General features: G+C 60.6%; 19 protein-coding genes. 8 read left to right on the forward strand and 11 right to left on the reverse strand.

The window, feature by feature from the left end; genetic code table 11:
* Positions 1-88: 88 nt before the first annotated feature.
* The gene (locus KI612_RS18165; RefSeq protein ID WP_226441460.1) at positions 89-1,198 is read left to right on the forward strand and encodes a Fic family protein; all 1,110 of its coding nucleotides are present in this window, start codon (positions 89-91) and stop codon (positions 1,196-1,198) included.
* Between the two features lie 64 nt (positions 1,199-1,262).
* Positions 1,263-2,474 carry a radical SAM family heme chaperone HemW gene (gene hemW, locus KI612_RS18170; RefSeq protein WP_404818065.1) on the forward strand — a complete coding sequence of 404 codons (1,212 nt, stop codon included), beginning with the start codon at positions 1,263-1,265 and terminating at the stop codon, positions 2,472-2,474.
* A 177-nt stretch (positions 2,475-2,651) separates the two neighbouring features.
* Here hemW and KI612_RS18175 read toward each other — a convergent pair whose 3' ends face one another.
* Positions 2,652-2,978, reverse strand: coding sequence for a hypothetical protein (locus tag KI612_RS18175; RefSeq protein ID WP_226441461.1), 327 nt, complete (start codon positions 2,976-2,978; stop codon positions 2,652-2,654).
* A 516-nt stretch (positions 2,979-3,494) separates the two neighbouring features.
* On the opposite strand from KI612_RS18175, the gene KI612_RS18180 reads away from it, so the two are divergent.
* On the forward strand, positions 3,495-3,827 hold the full coding sequence (locus KI612_RS18180; RefSeq protein ID WP_226441462.1) for a hypothetical protein: 333 nt from the start codon (positions 3,495-3,497) through the stop codon (positions 3,825-3,827).
* A 141-nt stretch (positions 3,828-3,968) separates the two neighbouring features.
* Here the strand turns inward: KI612_RS18180 and KI612_RS18185 are convergent, their stop codons facing one another.
* Complete coding sequence (locus KI612_RS18185; RefSeq protein WP_226441463.1) at positions 3,969-4,652, reverse strand: class I SAM-dependent methyltransferase; 684 nt, start codon at positions 4,650-4,652, stop codon at positions 3,969-3,971.
* A 196-nt stretch (positions 4,653-4,848) separates the two neighbouring features.
* Here KI612_RS18185 and KI612_RS18190 point away from each other — a divergent pair, with 196 nt between their 5' ends.
* Positions 4,849-4,998 (forward strand): hypothetical protein, encoded by a 150-nt coding sequence (locus KI612_RS18190; protein WP_226441464.1) that lies wholly within the window; start codon positions 4,849-4,851, stop codon positions 4,996-4,998.
* Between the two features lie 76 nt (positions 4,999-5,074).
* Complete coding sequence (locus tag KI612_RS18195; protein ID WP_226441465.1) at positions 5,075-6,601, forward strand: transposase; 1,527 nt, start codon at positions 5,075-5,077, stop codon at positions 6,599-6,601.
* A gap of 240 nt (positions 6,602-6,841) precedes the next feature.
* Here KI612_RS18195 and KI612_RS18200 read toward each other — a convergent pair whose 3' ends face one another.
* Positions 6,842-7,393 carry a GNAT family N-acetyltransferase gene (locus KI612_RS18200; protein WP_226441466.1) on the reverse strand — a complete coding sequence of 184 codons (552 nt, stop codon included), beginning with the start codon at positions 7,391-7,393 and terminating at the stop codon, positions 6,842-6,844.
* Positions 7,394-7,593: 200 nt separating this feature from the next.
* Here KI612_RS18200 and KI612_RS18205 point away from each other — a divergent pair, with 200 nt between their 5' ends.
* The gene (locus KI612_RS18205; RefSeq protein WP_450088462.1) at positions 7,594-8,568 is read left to right on the forward strand and encodes an integron integrase; all 975 of its coding nucleotides are present in this window, start codon (positions 7,594-7,596) and stop codon (positions 8,566-8,568) included.
* 149 nt (positions 8,569-8,717) lie between these two features.
* Here the strand turns inward: KI612_RS18205 and KI612_RS18210 are convergent, their stop codons facing one another.
* The 5 genes from KI612_RS18210 to KI612_RS18230 all read right to left on the reverse strand — a co-directional run bounded on the left by KI612_RS18210 (position 8,718) and on the right by KI612_RS18230 (position 12,518).
* Positions 8,718-9,125, reverse strand: a complete 408-nt coding sequence (locus KI612_RS18210) for a YidB family protein (RefSeq protein WP_226441468.1) — start codon at positions 9,123-9,125, stop codon at positions 8,718-8,720.
* Positions 9,126-9,231: 106 nt separating this feature from the next.
* A complete protein-coding gene (locus KI612_RS18215; protein ID WP_226441469.1) occupies positions 9,232-10,911 on the reverse strand; it encodes an ABC-F family ATP-binding cassette domain-containing protein in 1,680 nt (559 codons plus the stop codon).
* Entirely contained in the window at positions 10,908-11,312 is a 405-nt protein-coding gene (locus KI612_RS18220; RefSeq protein WP_226441470.1) for a YchJ family protein, read from the reverse strand. Before KI612_RS18220 ends, KI612_RS18215 begins: the two co-directional genes overlap by 4 nt.
* Positions 11,309-12,226, reverse strand: a complete 918-nt coding sequence (locus tag KI612_RS18225; protein WP_226441471.1) for a recombination-associated protein RdgC — start codon at positions 12,224-12,226, stop codon at positions 11,309-11,311. The genes KI612_RS18220 and KI612_RS18225 overlap by 4 nt, the downstream gene beginning before the upstream one ends.
* Positions 12,227-12,242: 16 nt before the next feature.
* Positions 12,243-12,518, reverse strand: a complete 276-nt coding sequence (locus KI612_RS18230) for a hypothetical protein (protein WP_226441472.1) — start codon at positions 12,516-12,518, stop codon at positions 12,243-12,245.
* Positions 12,519-12,602: 84 nt separating this feature from the next.
* On the opposite strand from KI612_RS18230, the gene KI612_RS18235 reads away from it, so the two are divergent.
* Both KI612_RS18235 and KI612_RS18240 read left to right on the forward strand, forming a co-directional pair.
* Positions 12,603-12,959: a hypothetical protein gene (locus KI612_RS18235; RefSeq protein WP_226441473.1), complete on the forward strand. Its 357-nt coding sequence runs from the start codon at positions 12,603-12,605 to the stop codon at positions 12,957-12,959.
* Between the two features lie 72 nt (positions 12,960-13,031).
* Positions 13,032-13,541 (forward strand): DUF6803 family protein, encoded by a 510-nt coding sequence (locus KI612_RS18240; protein ID WP_226441474.1) that lies wholly within the window; start codon positions 13,032-13,034, stop codon positions 13,539-13,541.
* Here KI612_RS18240 and trmB read toward each other — a convergent pair.
* The 3 genes from trmB to thiS all read right to left on the reverse strand — a co-directional run bounded on the left by trmB (position 13,538) and on the right by thiS (position 15,418).
* Positions 13,538-14,332 carry a tRNA (guanosine(46)-N7)-methyltransferase TrmB gene (gene trmB, locus KI612_RS18245; protein ID WP_226441475.1) on the reverse strand — a complete coding sequence of 265 codons (795 nt, stop codon included), beginning with the start codon at positions 14,330-14,332 and terminating at the stop codon, positions 13,538-13,540. The genes KI612_RS18240 and trmB overlap by 4 nt on opposite strands.
* Positions 14,329-15,111 (reverse strand): thiazole synthase, encoded by a 783-nt coding sequence (locus KI612_RS18250; protein ID WP_226441476.1) that lies wholly within the window; start codon positions 15,109-15,111, stop codon positions 14,329-14,331. Before KI612_RS18250 ends, trmB begins: the two co-directional genes overlap by 4 nt.
* A 103-nt stretch (positions 15,112-15,214) precedes the next feature.
* Positions 15,215-15,418 (reverse strand): sulfur carrier protein ThiS, encoded by a 204-nt coding sequence (thiS, locus tag KI612_RS18255; RefSeq protein ID WP_226441477.1) that lies wholly within the window; start codon positions 15,416-15,418, stop codon positions 15,215-15,217.

Consider the following 15,418-nt stretch of genomic DNA (forward strand, 5'->3'; position numbering starts at 1 on the left):
GAGGCGCATGTCGTGTTAAAAATCAGTTGTTTTTGTAACACGAAAAATATCTCCTGTTATCCCGCCGCATGCATCACGGAGTCTCGCCATGGCCTTGCAGCCCAATTACCCGATCCCCGAACTACCGCCAGCCGGCGTCGATTTCCAGTCGCCGGAACTGCTGCGAGCGCTGGTGGCGGCACATCGGCATCTGGCGGAACTCAAAGGCTGCGCCGCCAGCATCCCGAACCAGGCCATCCTGATCAACACGCTGGCGCTGCAGGAGGCCAAGGCAAGCTCCGAAGTCGAGAGCTATGTGACGACGCAGGACGAGTTGTTCCAGGCCGACCTGCACATTGCCGAATGGATTTCGCCGTCGGCCAAGGAGGTCGCGCGTTACCGCGAGGCGCTGATGCACGGTTACGAACGCATGCGCCAGCAGCAGGGCATTCTCGGCAACGGCACGCTGATTTCGATGTTCCAGTTGCTCAAGAACAGCAGCGAGGCTTTTCGCACCAGCGGCGGCACGGTGCTGAAAAACGAGCGCACCGGCACGACGGTCTTCGTCCCGCCGCAGGATGGCCCCAGCGTGCAGTCCCACATGCAGGCGCTGGAGAGTTTCATCAACGATGACGCGCTCAGCGACCTGGACCCTATCGTCAAGATGGCGCTGATCCATCATCAGTTCGAGAGCATTCACCCGTTCAGCGACGGCAATGGGCGGATCGGGCGGATTCTCTGCGTGTTGTATCTGGTGCGTTCGGGCCTGCTCGATTCGCCGGTGCTCTATCTGTCGCGCTACATCAACCGCAACAAGGACGACTATTACCGCCTGCTGCAAGCCGTGCGCGACGCAGAACCGAATGGAGAGGAGTGGCAGGCCTGGGTCAGGTTCATGCTGCAGGGCGTCGCGGAAACCGCCCGGCGCGCCGTTCGCCTGGTCGGCGAGATGCGGACGCTGATGGCGGAAACCAAGCAGCGCATGCGCAGTGCTTTGCCCAAGCTGTATTCGCAGGACTTGCTGAACAATCTCTTCCGCCATCCCTACACGCGCATCGAGTTCGTCCAGCGCGACCTGAACGTCACCCGGCAGACCGCGGCCCGCTACCTGCGCCAACTGGCCGACGCCGGACTGGTCAGGGAACACAGCCAGGGCAAGCACCTCTATTTCATCAATGTTCCCCTGATCGACTTGCTGTCGCAGGGAGAGAAGGAATGAACGCCATGCCGTCTCCCAGCAACCGGCCAGCGCCAGTCTGGCCCCATCGAATCAGGCCGCAAGCGTGAGCACAGCCCGCACCATTCCCATTTTTGCCCAAAAACCGGCGTCGACCGCCCAGGCGCTCGAATTCCGCGTCTCGCCGCCGCTCGCGCTCTACGTGCATGTGCCGTGGTGCGTGCAGAAATGCCCCTACTGCGATTTCAACTCGCATGAGGCCAACGGCGAGATACCCGAGCGGCAATACGTCGACGCGCTGATCGCCGACCTGCAGTCCGCCCTGCCGTTGATCTGGGGCCGGCCGGTGGTCAGCGTTTTCTTCGGCGGCGGCACGCCCAGCCTGCTCTCACCGGCCGCCATCGACGAACTGATCACCGCCTTCCGCACCCTCGCCATGCTGGCGCCGGACGCCGAGATCACGCTCGAAGCCAACCCCGGCACGGTGGAAGCGGAAAAATTCGCCGGCTTTCGCGCTGCCGGCGTCAATCGCCTGTCGCTCGGCATCCAGAGTTTCAACGAAGGCCATCTCAAGGCGCTCGGCCGCATCCACGATGCCGGCGAGGCCAAACGCGCCGCGCAACTGGCCGGTGAGCACTTCCCCGCCTTCAATCTCGACCTGATGTACGGCCTGCCCGGCCAGACGCTGGAGCAGGCGCTCAGCGATGTCGACACCGCGCTCGGTTTCCAGCCCGGCCATCTCTCCTGCTACCAGCTGACGCTGGAGCCGAACACCCGCTTCGCCGCCTTCCCGCCCGAACTACCCGAAGGCGACACCTGCGCCGACATGCAGGATGCGATCGAGGCCAGGCTCGCCGCCGCCGGCTTCACGAATTACGAAACCTCGGCCTTCGCCCAGCCCGGCCGGCAATGCCGCCACAATCTCAATTACTGGTATTTCGGCGACTACCTCGGCATCGGCGCCGGCGCCCACTCCAAACTGACGCTGCACGACCGCGTGCTGCGCCAGATGCGCTGGAAACACCCCAAGGCCTATCTGGAAAACGTCGCCAGCGGCAATCCGGTACAGGAGTCGAACGAAGTCGCCGCCACCGACCTGCCCTTCGAATTCATGATGAACGCCCTGCGCCTCGCCGACGGCTTCCACCCAAGCCTGTTCGAAGCGCGCACGGCGCAACCGCTCGGCCTGATCCTGCCACAATTGAAAGCGGCGGAAGCCGAGGGACTGCTTGAGGTCGGCCCGGAAAAGATTGCGCCGACGCTCAAGGGACGGCGCTTTTTGAATGTGTTGCTGGAGCGGTTTCTCGAGCGGGAATAGGCGGCGGGAAGGCAGCTTTGTGCCCTTTGCGGACGTAGGCTAGTTGGAATAGCGGTCATTCAGGAACGTTTTAGGTAAGGGGCGCCCCGCTTGCGGGACGTCCAGCGGAGGCCGAAGGCCATAGCGACCTTGACCGATCAGTTTCCTTGCTTTTTGGGGGAGTCCATATACGGAATGTTAGGGTTCATTTTGGCGAGAAAACCTGAGAATTTGTAACTGTCGAGTTGTGCCGATAACCAAAATCAAAGCTGGCCAAATACGCATAGGGATTGCGAAGAGCGGTATGGCAGCAAGAAAAATAGCAAGTGATACACCTGTCAGTAACTCGGTAATTGCATATAGGCGAGCAATTTTCTTTCGGTTTTTGAGCGGTTCGCCGTTCCAAGACTTGACGAGATGAAGGACGTTTTTCACCCCGACTTGGTAGGCGCGTACCAAGAAATAGCCGGCGACACCCCACATGACTATGTAACAGGCAAAAGCAATCCAGAAGAAATCGCTCATGAGTCGGATGGTGTGCCTTGAACCCTAACGAATAGCGTTTATCCGCCGACGCGGACGAGTTTGAAGAGGGCAGGAAGTCATATTGGCGGATAAACCTCGTTGGACTGGACCGCCGGACGGGCGATGGTTATGGGGATTGTAAGGAGCGGCGGTTTGAAGTCAATCGCATGGCATGAACCAAGGTGTTGGATTGATGCGGGAGCTACGCGTTTGGCTACTATGGACGCCGAAACACAGGCTTAAGCTTGGAGATCAGCGCTCGTAGCCACCTGACGGCATGCGCGATGGCAGCCACCCAAAAGACTCAATAAAAGGGGCCAGGCTCAAACTATTCTCAGGGGTAGGCCAGCGAGGGGGGGAAACTGAGATGACGGGGCATGAAGGAGTGTCTGTCAAGTTAAATCGAACCTGGCACCTTTAATTTTTCAGCCCGGCCGGCAATGCCGCCACAATCTCAACTACTGGTATTTCGGCGACTACCTCGGCATCGGCGCCGGCGCCCACTCCAAACTGACTTTGCACGACCGCGTACTGCGCCAGATGCGCTGGAAACACCCCAAGGCCTACCTGGAAAACATCGCCAGCGGCAATCCGGTACAGGAGTCGAATGAAGTCGCCGCCGCCGACCTGCCCTTCGAATTCATGATGAACGCCCTGCGCCTCGCCGACGGCTTTCACCCAAGCCTGTTCGAAGCGCGCACGGCGCAACCGCTCGGCCTGATCCTGCCGCAGCTGAAAGCAGCCGCAACCGAGGGACTGCTTGAAGTCGACCCGGAAAAGATTGCGCCGACGCTCAAGGGACGGCGCTTTTTGAACGTGCTGCTGGAGCGGTTTCTGGAGCGGGAATAGGCGGTGGGAAGGCAGCTTTGTGCCCTTTGCTGCCGGTCGGGCCGTGGAAAAGCGGACGTTCAGGAACGTCGAGCTAACCGGCGCTGCGCGGTTTTATCGCGCAGCGTCCAGCGACCGAAGGGAGCGAGGTGGAGCACCATGTTAGACGGGCTTGATCAGCAGCATTTCATTGCCGCCTCGCTGAAACTCGTAAGGAACGCGCTTAACTTCTACCATGAAGCCATGGTTCGCAAGATGTTCGCTCACAAAATGGAGATGGGGTGATAAAGCACCGTCGAGCGTAAGCATAGGAAAAACGCGCACTTCGCAAGCTACACGCAACATTTCTTGAAGTGCCTGAAGATGAAACTCTGCGGACAAATGGGCGCTGTACAAAAACAAGAAATGAGACGACAAGGCGATGTCGAACTTTCCATTTTCAAAAGGAAGTGACGGCAACTCCCCGGGGACGTATCGGCCTTCGTTTTTTCCCGCATCGAAGTCAGCGAGAAATGTTTCCATCGCAGACATGCGAAGATGCCCAAGTTGCTCAACCGACGGAATGGCTTCCCAGACGTAGTCGCTTTGGTTCCCGCGCATTTGTGCCATAACGGTTTCATACGTTTCGGAGATGCGGCCCCTGATCTGTTCAGCCTCAAAAACGTAGATTGGATCTACCGAGACGATGTTCCCACCTTGTTTGGTCAGCACTGTATTAAACGCCGCAGGGCCATCACCACAGCCAAGAATGCGAAGCTCAAGATCGACCTCGGAAAGGCCAAACATGCTGACGTATTCTTCATAAGAACGTCCCCACGGTACAACTTTTTCGAGTGTAAATCCCATGATGACCTGCCTGTCTAACGTGCAGCTTGAGCCGACGCCGGAGCGCGCAGCGCGGAGGGAACCCAAAAGCGTAGCTTTTGGGCGGTCGGCTCGAAGCGTTTGTTAGGTTTGATGGGTGTCAGAGCCATTTTTATTATTGATTCCCTTAATGATGTCGTTAATACCGACACCAAACGCCACGAATGCAATGCTGTAGTTGGCAAAGCTGACCAATGGCTTGGATGACGAGAAAAACCACCCCCAAAGGATTGCGAAGCAGCCAAGCGCAAGAAATTTGATTCCCGATCTGATCAAGTTCTCTGGCGGCATCATCATGACGAAACCTAACGAAGCTGTAGAAAAATAGTATCCATGCCCGCATCGTGCCGTGAACCATATGGAATAACAAGGCTCCAACCTGAAGACGAGTTCAGGAGAAGGCCATGGCCCGCTACAAAGCAATCGACACCAGCCCGAGGTTCCTGGCGGTGGATCTGGAGAAGCAACTCCTGCCGGGCAGTTTCGAACATGCCGTGCATCACCTGCTTGAGCACGAATTTGACCTTTCCCTCTTCGACACCCGTTACCGCAATGACCAAAGCGGCGCCTGCGCCTATCCGCCGGGGATGCTGCTCAAGGTCATTCTCTGCGCCTACGCCCAGGGCGTCGTGAGCAGCCGGGGCATTGAGCGGCTGTGCCGCGAACACGTCACTTTCATCGCTCTCAGCGGCGACTCCGCGCCGCACTTTACGACGCTGGCCGCCTTCGTTTCCAGCCTCGACGAGGAAGTCGCCCAGCTCTTTGCCCAAGTGCTTTACCTCTGCGACCGGCAAGGCCTGATCGGCCGGGAGATGTTCGCCATTGACGGCGTCAAGTTGCCAAGCAACGCCTCCAAAGCCAGAAGCGGCACGCGCGCTGACTTCGCCCATCAAGCCGACAAACTCGAAGCCGCTGCCAGGAAGATGCTTGAGCGCCACCGCGCAAATGACAGCCTGCCCGTCGAACCCGACCTTGCCGAGAAATCCCGGCAAAAGGCCGAAAGCCTGGGGCGTGAAGCCGCCGAACTGCGCCAGTGGCTGGCCGATCACCCGAAGGATCGCAAAGGCAGCAAAGGCGCCATCAGGAAGAGCAACCGCACCGATCCGGACAGCGCCAAGATGGCGACCGGCAAAGGCGTCATACAAGGCTTTACTGGCGTGGCAGCGGTCGACGCCAAAAATCAGGTCATTATCGAAGCGCAAGCCCATGGCACCGGTTCGGAACAGGAACTGCTGCTGCCGGTCGTGCGCGCCACGCAAGCCCAGGCCACCCCGGATACGCTCTACACGGCCGATGCCGGCTACCACTCAGAACGCAACCTCAAGGAACTGGCCAAAGAGAACATCAACGCCCTGATTGCCGACAACGGCATGCGCCAACGCGACGAACGCTTCAAGGACCTGGGAAAACACAAGCAGAAGCCTGATCCGCTCTACGACAAGGCGCACCCGAAGAAAGCCGCCAAACGTTACCGGCCGCAGGACTTCACGCTCGATCCGGCCACTGGTATTTGTAGCTGTCCAGCCGGCAAGCAGCTCTACCGCAACGGCACGAACTGCATCCACAACGGCCGCCTCGCCACGAAATACAGCGGCACTCTGCGCGATTGCCTGCCCTGCGAACAACGCGCCAAATGCCTGCGCACGCCGGAGAAGACTCAGGTTCGGCAGGTTGCTTTCTTCCGCGGCAAAGCCAATACAACCGAAGAAAGCCACACCGACCGGATGAAGCGGGCCATCGACAGCGAAGAAGGCAAAGCCCGTTACGGGAGGAGGTTTGCCACGGTCGAGCCGGTGTTTGGCAACCTGCGGCACAACAAGCGGCTGGATCGGTTCACGCTACGCGGGCGCAAGAAGGTCGACACGCAATGGAAGCTGTATTGCCTGGTGCACAACATCGAGAAACTGGCGCATCACGGGTTCGGGCAGTAGGCGAAGAAGGGGGGATCTCCTCGCCAGATGGTCGCCGCCATCACCGACAGCAGGACACAGCGGTTGACCAGTTCAAATGCATGAAAAAGCAAAAAGGCGCAGAGAAAACCTGCGCCATTTTTTTGCTGGAAGTCGGGCTGGAAAAGGGTTTTTCTACAGCGTCAACGTGAAGCTAACCGGCGCGGCGCGGCTTTATCGCGCAGCGTCCAGAGAGCGAAGCGAACGGGGTTGAGCGTAGGGTTATGCGGCATGGTTTGCTCCGGACAGGCGGTACAGAACGTGCTGACGTAGGCCGGTGTCTTTCGGAACGTGGGGATGCTCGAAGGTGCCAGACTCCCGCATACCTAGACGCTCCATAACGGCACGAGATCTGCGGTTGCCGAGCGTTGTGAAGGACACGATTTCAGACAACTGGAGCACTTGGAAACCGATGCGAAGAGCCTCCGATGCAGCTTCGGTGGCAAACCCCTTGCCCCAATGCTGAAACGTAAGACGCCACCCCACCTCAACGCAGGGAGAGAAGGGAAGCTCTGCCGATGGCGTGTGCAGGCCGACAAAGCCAATGAACTCTTGTGTGGCTTTGCATTCGGCGGCCCAAAAACCCCACCCACGCTCCTCGATGAGTGACTGGCAACGGTTAGCTATGGCATCACTCTCCGCACGCGTAAGGAGAGTGGGGAAGAACTCCATTACCTTTGAATCTGAGTTGAGCGCAGCAAATGGCTCGCGATCTGCGGGGAGCCATTGCCGCAAACGAAGCCGCTCGGTTTCAAATTCGATCAGATTAACCATGAGCCAGACTGTAGTGCCGCATAACGTAAAGTGGACATCAATATTGCAGGGTTTCTCTCCTGCTTGAGATCTATATCGGCGCGAGGCATGTCTGTAATCGTCCTTGTCATTGGGTTTTTCGCGCCTATACTGTGTTTATGTACAGCACTAAATATCCAGTCAAACCCTGCAAGCCTGCCGACAGGCCACCGCTTACATCGGTGCGCTTGCTCGATCAGGTGCGTGAGCGTATTCGGTACAAGCATTACAGCATACGTACTGAGGAGTCTTATGTCTATTGGGTACGTGGATTCATACGGTTTCATCAGTTGAAACACCCCAAGGAGATGGGCTCCGTCGAGGTTACGGCGTTCTTGTCGTGGCTGGCGGCAGAGCGTGGAGTTGCTCCGTCCACACACAAGCAGGCGTTATCAGCACTGTTGTTTCTGTATCGCGAGGTGCTGGAAATCGACCTACCGTGGATGAACGAAATTTTGCGTCCAAAGGATCGTGTCCGGGTTCCAACGGTACTTTCGGTAGGCGAGGTGGCACGCTTGTTTGCGGCTCTGGAAGGCCCGATGGCATTGCTCGGACGTTTGTTTTATGGCACAGGACTGCGCTTGATGGAAGCGTTGCGCCTGCGGGTCAAAGATGTTGATTTCGAGCGCAGGGAAATTGTGGTACGAGCCGGCAAGGGAGACAAGGACCGGCGGGTAATGTTGCCTGAGTCGTTGGCCGCGCCGCTTAAGGAGCAGTTGGCGCATGCCCGTTTGATTTGGTCGCAAGACCGTCTACACAGCTTGCCGGGAGTGTTTATGCCGGACGCACTGGATCGGAAATATCCAAACGCTGGGACGCAATGGGCGTGGTTCTGGATGTGGCCGGCGCCCGATCTGTCAGTTGATCCGCGTAGCGGCATTCGTCGCCGTCACCACCTCTACGAACAACGCTTGCAACGTGCTATCAAGCAGGCGGTATCACTGGCTGGGCTAAGCAAACAGGTGTCGGTACATACTTTGCGCCATTCCTTCGCCACACATCTGCTGGAAAGCGGGTACGACATTCGAACAGTGCAGGAGTTGTTGGGGCACAGCGACGTCAGCACAACGATGATTTACACCCACGTGCTCAATCGTGGCGGGCGCGGTGTGGTGAGTCCAGTAGATCGAGTGTGTGCAGGGGCGCTTACCAGTTGAGTGGTTGCAAATGTGCCAGGCTGACCTTAACGGAATGACCGCTTTGCGGATGCAACTTCAGCCGGCCGCTCATGGCCGTTCTCTGCCCTACCCCACAAACAAAAAAGCCCCGCCATTCCGGCGAGGCTTTTCAGGTCGGGCAAGCCTGCTCAGCTGAACAAACGGCCCTTGAGCAGATCCAGTCCCTGCGCCAGCAAGTCGCCGCCTTGCGGGACTTCGCCGTTCGGGGTCAGTTGGTCGACGACCTGCGGCAGCATGGCGGCAAGACCGCCCGAGATCTGTTCGTTCGACATGCCGAGTTTGGCGGCGAGATCCTGCAGCGTCGAGTTGCCGAGTACGGACTGGATCTGTTCGGCCGAGATCGGCAGGTTCTGACCGGTCGACACCCAGGAATTGACGATTTCTGCCAGGCCGCCCTGCTGGAAGGACTGGACGAGACCGCCCAGGCCGCCGGTTTGCGGGTTGTTGACGAGTTGCAGCACCGTTTCCAGCAAGGCGTTGCCGCCACCGGACTGATTGCCGGAAAGTGCGCCGACTACCTGATCGAATAAGCCCATGACTGTTTCTCCAATGAATGATTGTCAGGGCATGCTAGCCGATCGAGATGACGGGAAATGTGAAAAATTGCGAACATTCCCCGTCCGCCGAATGACTGCCAAAGCGTCAGGCAGCTGCCTTCTTCTGTGCCGCGGCAGCCTCTTCGCGGACGCGCTTGGCTTCGTCGAGCAGGTAGCGCTGGTAGTCCTCGAGGTCGCCGTCGAACGGCTCGACGCCGCCCTTGGAAACCAGCCAGAACTCGTCGCAAACCGAGCGCAGCATGGCGCGGTCGTGGCTGACCAGCATGACGGTGCCTTCGAACTCGTTGAGCGCCACGGCCAGTGCCTCGCGGGTATTGAGGTCGAGGTGGTTGGTCGGTTCGTCGAGGAGCAGCAGGTTGGGGCGTTGCCAGACCAGCATGCACAGCACCAGGCGGGCCTTTTCGCCGCCGCTCATGGTACCGACCGCCTGCTTGACCATCTCGCCGCCGAAATTGAAGGTACCGAGGAAATTGCGCAGTTCCTGCTCGCGCCCCGGCACGTTGCTGCGGCCGTTGGCGATGGCTTCCTTGGCCAGCCGGACCATGTGTTCGAGCGGCGTGTCCTGCGGCCGCAGCACGTCGAGTTCCTGCTGCGCGAAGTAGCCGATGTTGAGGCCCTTGCCTTCGGTGACGTCGCCGCTGATCGCCGCGATGTCGCGGGCGATGGTCTTGACCAGCGTGGACTTGCCCTGGCCGTTGGCGCCGAGGATGCCGATGCGCTGGCCGGCCATCACCGAGCGGTTGATGTTGCGCACGATGGTGGTCGGCGGCGTGCCGGCCGGCGCATCTTCCGCCGGCGCGTAGCCGATGCTGACATCCATCATCGAGAGCATCGGGTTGGGCAGGTTCTGCGGCTCCTGGAATTCGAAGGTGAATTCGGCATCGGCCAGCACCGGCGCGATCTTCTCCATGCGCTCCAGTGCCTTGACCCGGCTCTGCGCCTGCTTGGCCTTGCTCGCCTTGGCCTTGAAGCGGTTGATGAAGGACTGCAGGTGGGCGATCTTGTCGGCCTGCTTGGCCATCGCCGCCTGTTGCAGCAGCATCTGTTCGGCGCGCATGTCCTCGAACTTGCTGTAGTTGCCGCCGTAGCGGACCAGCTTGGCGTTGTCGATGTGCAACGTGACGCCGGTGATGGCGTCGAGGAATTCGCGGTCGTGGCTGATCATGATCAGCGTGCCCGGATAGCGCTTGAGCCAGGCTTCGAGCCAGACCAGGGCGTCGAGGTCCAAGTGGTTGGTCGGTTCGTCGAGCAACAGGATGTCGGACGGGCACATCAGGGCGCGCGCCAGTTGCAGGCGCATGCGCCAGCCGCCGGAGAAGCTGTCCACCGGGTTGTGCAGTTCCGAAACCTTGAAGCCGAGCCCGAGGATCAGCGACTGGGCGCGCGCTTCGGCATCGTGCTCGCCGGCATCGTTCAAGGCCATGTAGGCCTCGGCCATGCGCATGCCGTCGTCGCTGGCTTCGGCGTCGTGCACCTCGTTGCGCGCGGCGAGCAGCTTGGTGTCGCCGTCGATGACGAAGTCGGTGGCCGATTGCGCCGTTTCCGGCATGTCCTGCGCCACCTGGCCCATCTGCCATTGTTTCGGAATCGAATAGTCGCCGCCATCCTCGTGCAGCGTGCCGTTGAGCAGCGCGAACAGCGTCGATTTGCCGGCGCCGTTGCGCCCGACCAGGCCGACCTTCTCACCCGGGTTGATGGTGACGGAGGCCTTGTCGAGCAGCACTTTCGAGCTGCGACGCAGGGTGACGTTCTTGAGAATGATCATGCGGAATTCTTTTCCTGGGGATTGAGGTCGCCGTCGACGTAGTACCAGCGCCCGTCCTCGCGGACGAAGCGGCTGATTTCATAGAGGCGGTAGCCGCGCCCGCCGATGCGGTAGCGGGCGATGAATTCGACGACGGCGTGATTCTCGTCGATCACCTGGTGGCGCTTGATGTTGAGGCCCAGCCATTTCGTGCCGTCGTCGCTCAGATCGAGTTCGGGCGGGCGCGTCGAGGCGTGCCAGCTGCTCAGCAGGTAGGGCGCCAGGTTGAGCACGTAAGCGCTGTAGCGCGAGCGCATCAGGGCCTCGGCGGTCGGGGCATTTTCGGCCCCGGCGTGCAGTGGACCGCAACAGGCCGCGTAGGGCTTGCCGCTGTTGCAGGGGCAAGCCGCTGCCGGCTTCATGGCGTGTCGACGACTTCGCCGCCCAGAGCTTCAACGATTTGCGGCAGGAAACGCGCGAACTCGCCGGTCATCAGCGCGAAGTCGGCATCGAACTGCTCGTCGGCGCGCTCGGCGCTCTTCTCGGCTTCTTCCTTCAACAGGTCGAGGAAGGCGAGGCGCTTGATTTCCAGCTTTTCGCCGAGCACGAAGGAGATGCGGTCGTCCCAGGTCAGCGCCAGCTTGGTCGGCAGCTTGCCGCTCGCCAGGTGGGCCTTGATCTCGCCGGCAATCTCGTCGCCGTCGAGCGGATGCTTGACGTAACGCACCGCCGATTTTTCCTCGCCGGCCGCCTTCAGTTCGCAATCGCGGTCGATGGTGAAACCGGCCGGGGCGTCGCCGCCGGCCAGCCAGTCGGCCATCACCGTTTGCGGCGAAAGCTTGGTGTGGAGCATGGTCAGCGGGAATTCGTCGAGGCAGTGGCGCAGGTGCTCGATGACTTCCTCGGCCTTGGCCGGGCTGGCGGCATCGACGCAGAACCAGCCGTTCTGCGGATCGATCCAGACGAAAGTGGTGCGGCGGCGCGTGAAGGCGCGCGGCATCAGCTCTTCGGTGACGCGCTCGCGCAGTTCCTTCAACTGCTTGCGGCCCGGCGCGTAACCCTGCTGCGCTTCGATCGCTTCGGCGCGTTCCTTGACTTCCTCATTGACCACAGAGGACGGCAGCAGGCGCTGCTCGACCGAGAGGGCGATCATCCACTGCCGACCGAGTGAAAAGACCAGCGCGCCGTCGCGGCGCGGCGACACCCAGCCGCGACTCATCGGCTGGTTGCTCGGGCATTTCACGAAGGGACCGCGCGCCAGCAACTCCTCGAACTTGGCGAGATCGATATTCCACGGCGTCGGCAGCCGGTAAACCTGAAGATTCTTGAACCACATGACAGTATTGAAGCTTTCAAAAAAGTTTGCTGATCGCCTGCTGTTCGCGCAGGGCGAGTTTTTCTAGGCCTTTGACGACTTCGCCAGAGGCCCCTTGGCGTGCTGCGTGTGCGAGAAAATCGCTCAGCGCCGGCAGCAGCGGCGCCTCCGACTCCCGCCAGACGGCGTTGAATTCCTGCTTGCTACGGCGGTTGACCGTCAGCCGGCCGCTTTTCATCGGCACCAGGCGGACGTTTTCACCATCATGACGAATGACAATGGCGAGATCGGCCTGGGCATTGCGGACCAGCATGGCAGTCTCCGGAAAGGGATCGGGGCGGAAGTTTAGCAGCCCCGACGCATTGCCGCACGACGCGTGGCGGAATACACTGCCGCCATGCGTCCAAGCCTGCGCCTCCTGCTGTTGCTGATTCTCTCGATTGCCCTGCGCGGCTTTTCGGGGATGGCGTTCGCGGTGCCGCAGATGCCGCACGCAGCACCCGGCGCAGCTGCCATGACCATGAGCATGGCCGACTGCCCGGAACACCAGAGCGCGCCAGCAACGCCGCTCGCTGCGCATCATCAGCCGGGCGACAAAGCCTGCCAGATCAGTTGCGACCTGGCCGCCGCACCGGCCCTGCTGAGCAGCCTGAGCGTTCCGGCCGGTCCGCTGCCGGCCACCTTGTACCCGACCCGACCGATCCTGACGGTCAGTGAAGCACCACCGCCGGATCACCCGCCCCCGATCTGCTGATTCTCCCCCTGCCTGTTCATTACCGCCCGACAGCCGTCGGCGCGGCATTCACTATTGCATTGGAGAATCATCATGCCCATGACGCATTACATGGAACTGCTCGCGGTCAACCAGCCGTGGAACCTCATTTTGTTCATGGCGATACCGGTCATCCTCGCCGAGACCGTCGCCATTACCGAGTTGTTCATCCTTTTTTCCCGCCAGTTCCACGGTCCGGTCCGCCTGATCAACCGCACGGCAAGCATCATCGGTGGCGTTTATTTCATCGGGGTATTCGTGCACCTGCTGCAGAACGCAGTCATTCCGCTGACGCAAAGCGGCGAGTGGCGCGGCCCGGCCGATGTCATTGCGGTCGGCGCCTATCTGCTCGGCGTCGTTCCCCTTGTCGGCCTGGCCCTGCTCGACCTCGGCATCACAGGCCGCGGCCTGAGTGACGAGCAAAAACTGAAGCAGCACGCTTTCTGGGTTGCGGTATTCCTGGTCGTCGCACACGTTGCGATGATCTTCGGCATGCTCGACCCGAGCCTGCTGCAAGCGGGTGCTGCCGCCATGCCTGAGCATGGCGGCATGCACGGGCATTAACGTTTCTTGAAAATCACGTCCCAGACCCCGTGTCCGAGACGCAGACCACGGTTTTCAAACTTGGTCAGCGGCCGGTACTCGGGGCGCGGGGCAAAGCCGGCCAGGCCTTCGGCCCGGTCGGCCTCGATCGCGGCCGCCAGCGCAGCGGTCGACGGAGCGGAAACGCTGTTTTCCAGGCTGGCTTCGCGGCCGAGCACATCGAGCATCTGCAGCGCGTAATTTTCCCAGTCGGTGGCGCAATGGAAGTAGCCGCCCGGCTTCAGGCGCGAGGCGAGCAGCGCGACAAACGGCGACTGGATCAGGCGGCGCTTGTTGTGGCGCGTCTTGTGCCAGGGATCGGGGAAGAAGACATGGACGCCGTCGAGCGAACCTTCCGGCAGCATGTCGCGCACCACTTCCACGGCATCGTGCTGGCAGATGCGCAGGTTGCTCAGTTCGCGCTCGGCGATCTGCTTGCACAAGGCGCCAACACCCGGCACATGCACTTCGACGCCGAGATAATCGTTGTCGCGGTTGGCATCAGCGATTTTGGCCGTGGTTTCACCCATGCCGGTGCCGATTTCGAGGATTTTCGGGTTGTTGCGACCGTACACCGCATTGAGGTCGATTTGCTGCGGCGTATAGACGATGCCGATCTTCGGCATCATGTCGGCGTAGTAGTTTTCCTGCGCCGACGACATGCGGCCGGCACGGCGCACGTAGCTCTTGATGTGCCCGTGGCCCTCACGGCCTTCGCTATAGGTACCGTCGCCTTCGGTGGCGCTCGGTTGAATCAGGGGGGTATCGCTCATGAGCCGATCAGTCCGGTGGTCGGCGACGAGGGGTCGGCCGAGTAGTATTTGCGGGCCATGCGACCGGCCAGGAAAGCCTCGCGCCCGGCCTCGATGCCCTTTTTCATGGCGCTGGCCATGAGGACCGGGTTTTTGGCGTGCGCGATGGCAGTGTTCATCAGGACGCCGTCACAACCGAGTTCCATGGCGATGGTGGCGTCCGAGGCGGTGCCGACGCCGGCATCGACGATGATCGGCACCTTGGCGTTATCGATGATCAGGCGCAGGTTCCACGGATTGACGATGCCCATGCCGGAGCCGATCAGCGAGGCGAGCGGCATCACCGCGACGCAGCCGATGTCTTCGAGCATCTTGCACTGAATGGGATCGTCGGCGCAGTAGACCATGACCTCAAAACCGTCCTTGACCAGCGTTGCGGCGGCCTTGAGGGTTTCCGGCATGTTCGGAAAGAGGTTGGTCGGGTCGCCGAGGACTTCGAGCTTGCACAGCGGATGCCCGTCGAGCAGCTCGCGCGCCAGACGCAGCGTGCGCACCGCATCGTCGGCCGTGTAGCAGCCGGCGGTGTTGGGCAGGATGGTGAATTGCGACGGCGGCACGGCATCGAGCAGATTCGGCTGGCCGGCGTCCTGGCCGATATTGACGCGGCGCACCGCGACGGTGACGATCTCGGCGCCGGAAGCATCGAGCGCGGCGCGGGTTTCGGCAAAATCCTTGTACTTGCCGGTGCCGACCAGCAAGCGGGAACGGTAGGTCTTACCGGCAATAGTCAGTTGGTGCATTTTTTAGAATCCAGTTATTAGCGGTTAGCTGCTAGTGATTGGTCAAGCGGTTGGTCTGCGGCGCGATTACTCGATCCTAACAGCTCACCGCTCGGTCCTCGCCTCAGCCGCCACCGACGGCGACGACGATTTCGAGCTGGTCGCCGGCCACCAGGGCGGTTGTCGCATGCTGGCTTTTCGGGACGATTTCGCCGTTGCGTTCGATGGCGATGCGCTTGCCGGTATAGCCGAGTGCCTCAATGAGGCCGGAAACGGTCAGCGGGGCGGGGAACTGGCGGTTTTCGCCATTGATCTTGAGTTCGAACAT

Source organism: Quatrionicoccus australiensis (genome assembly GCF_020510525.1).
Lineage (GTDB): Bacteria > Pseudomonadota > Gammaproteobacteria > Burkholderiales > Rhodocyclaceae > Azonexus > Azonexus australiensis_B.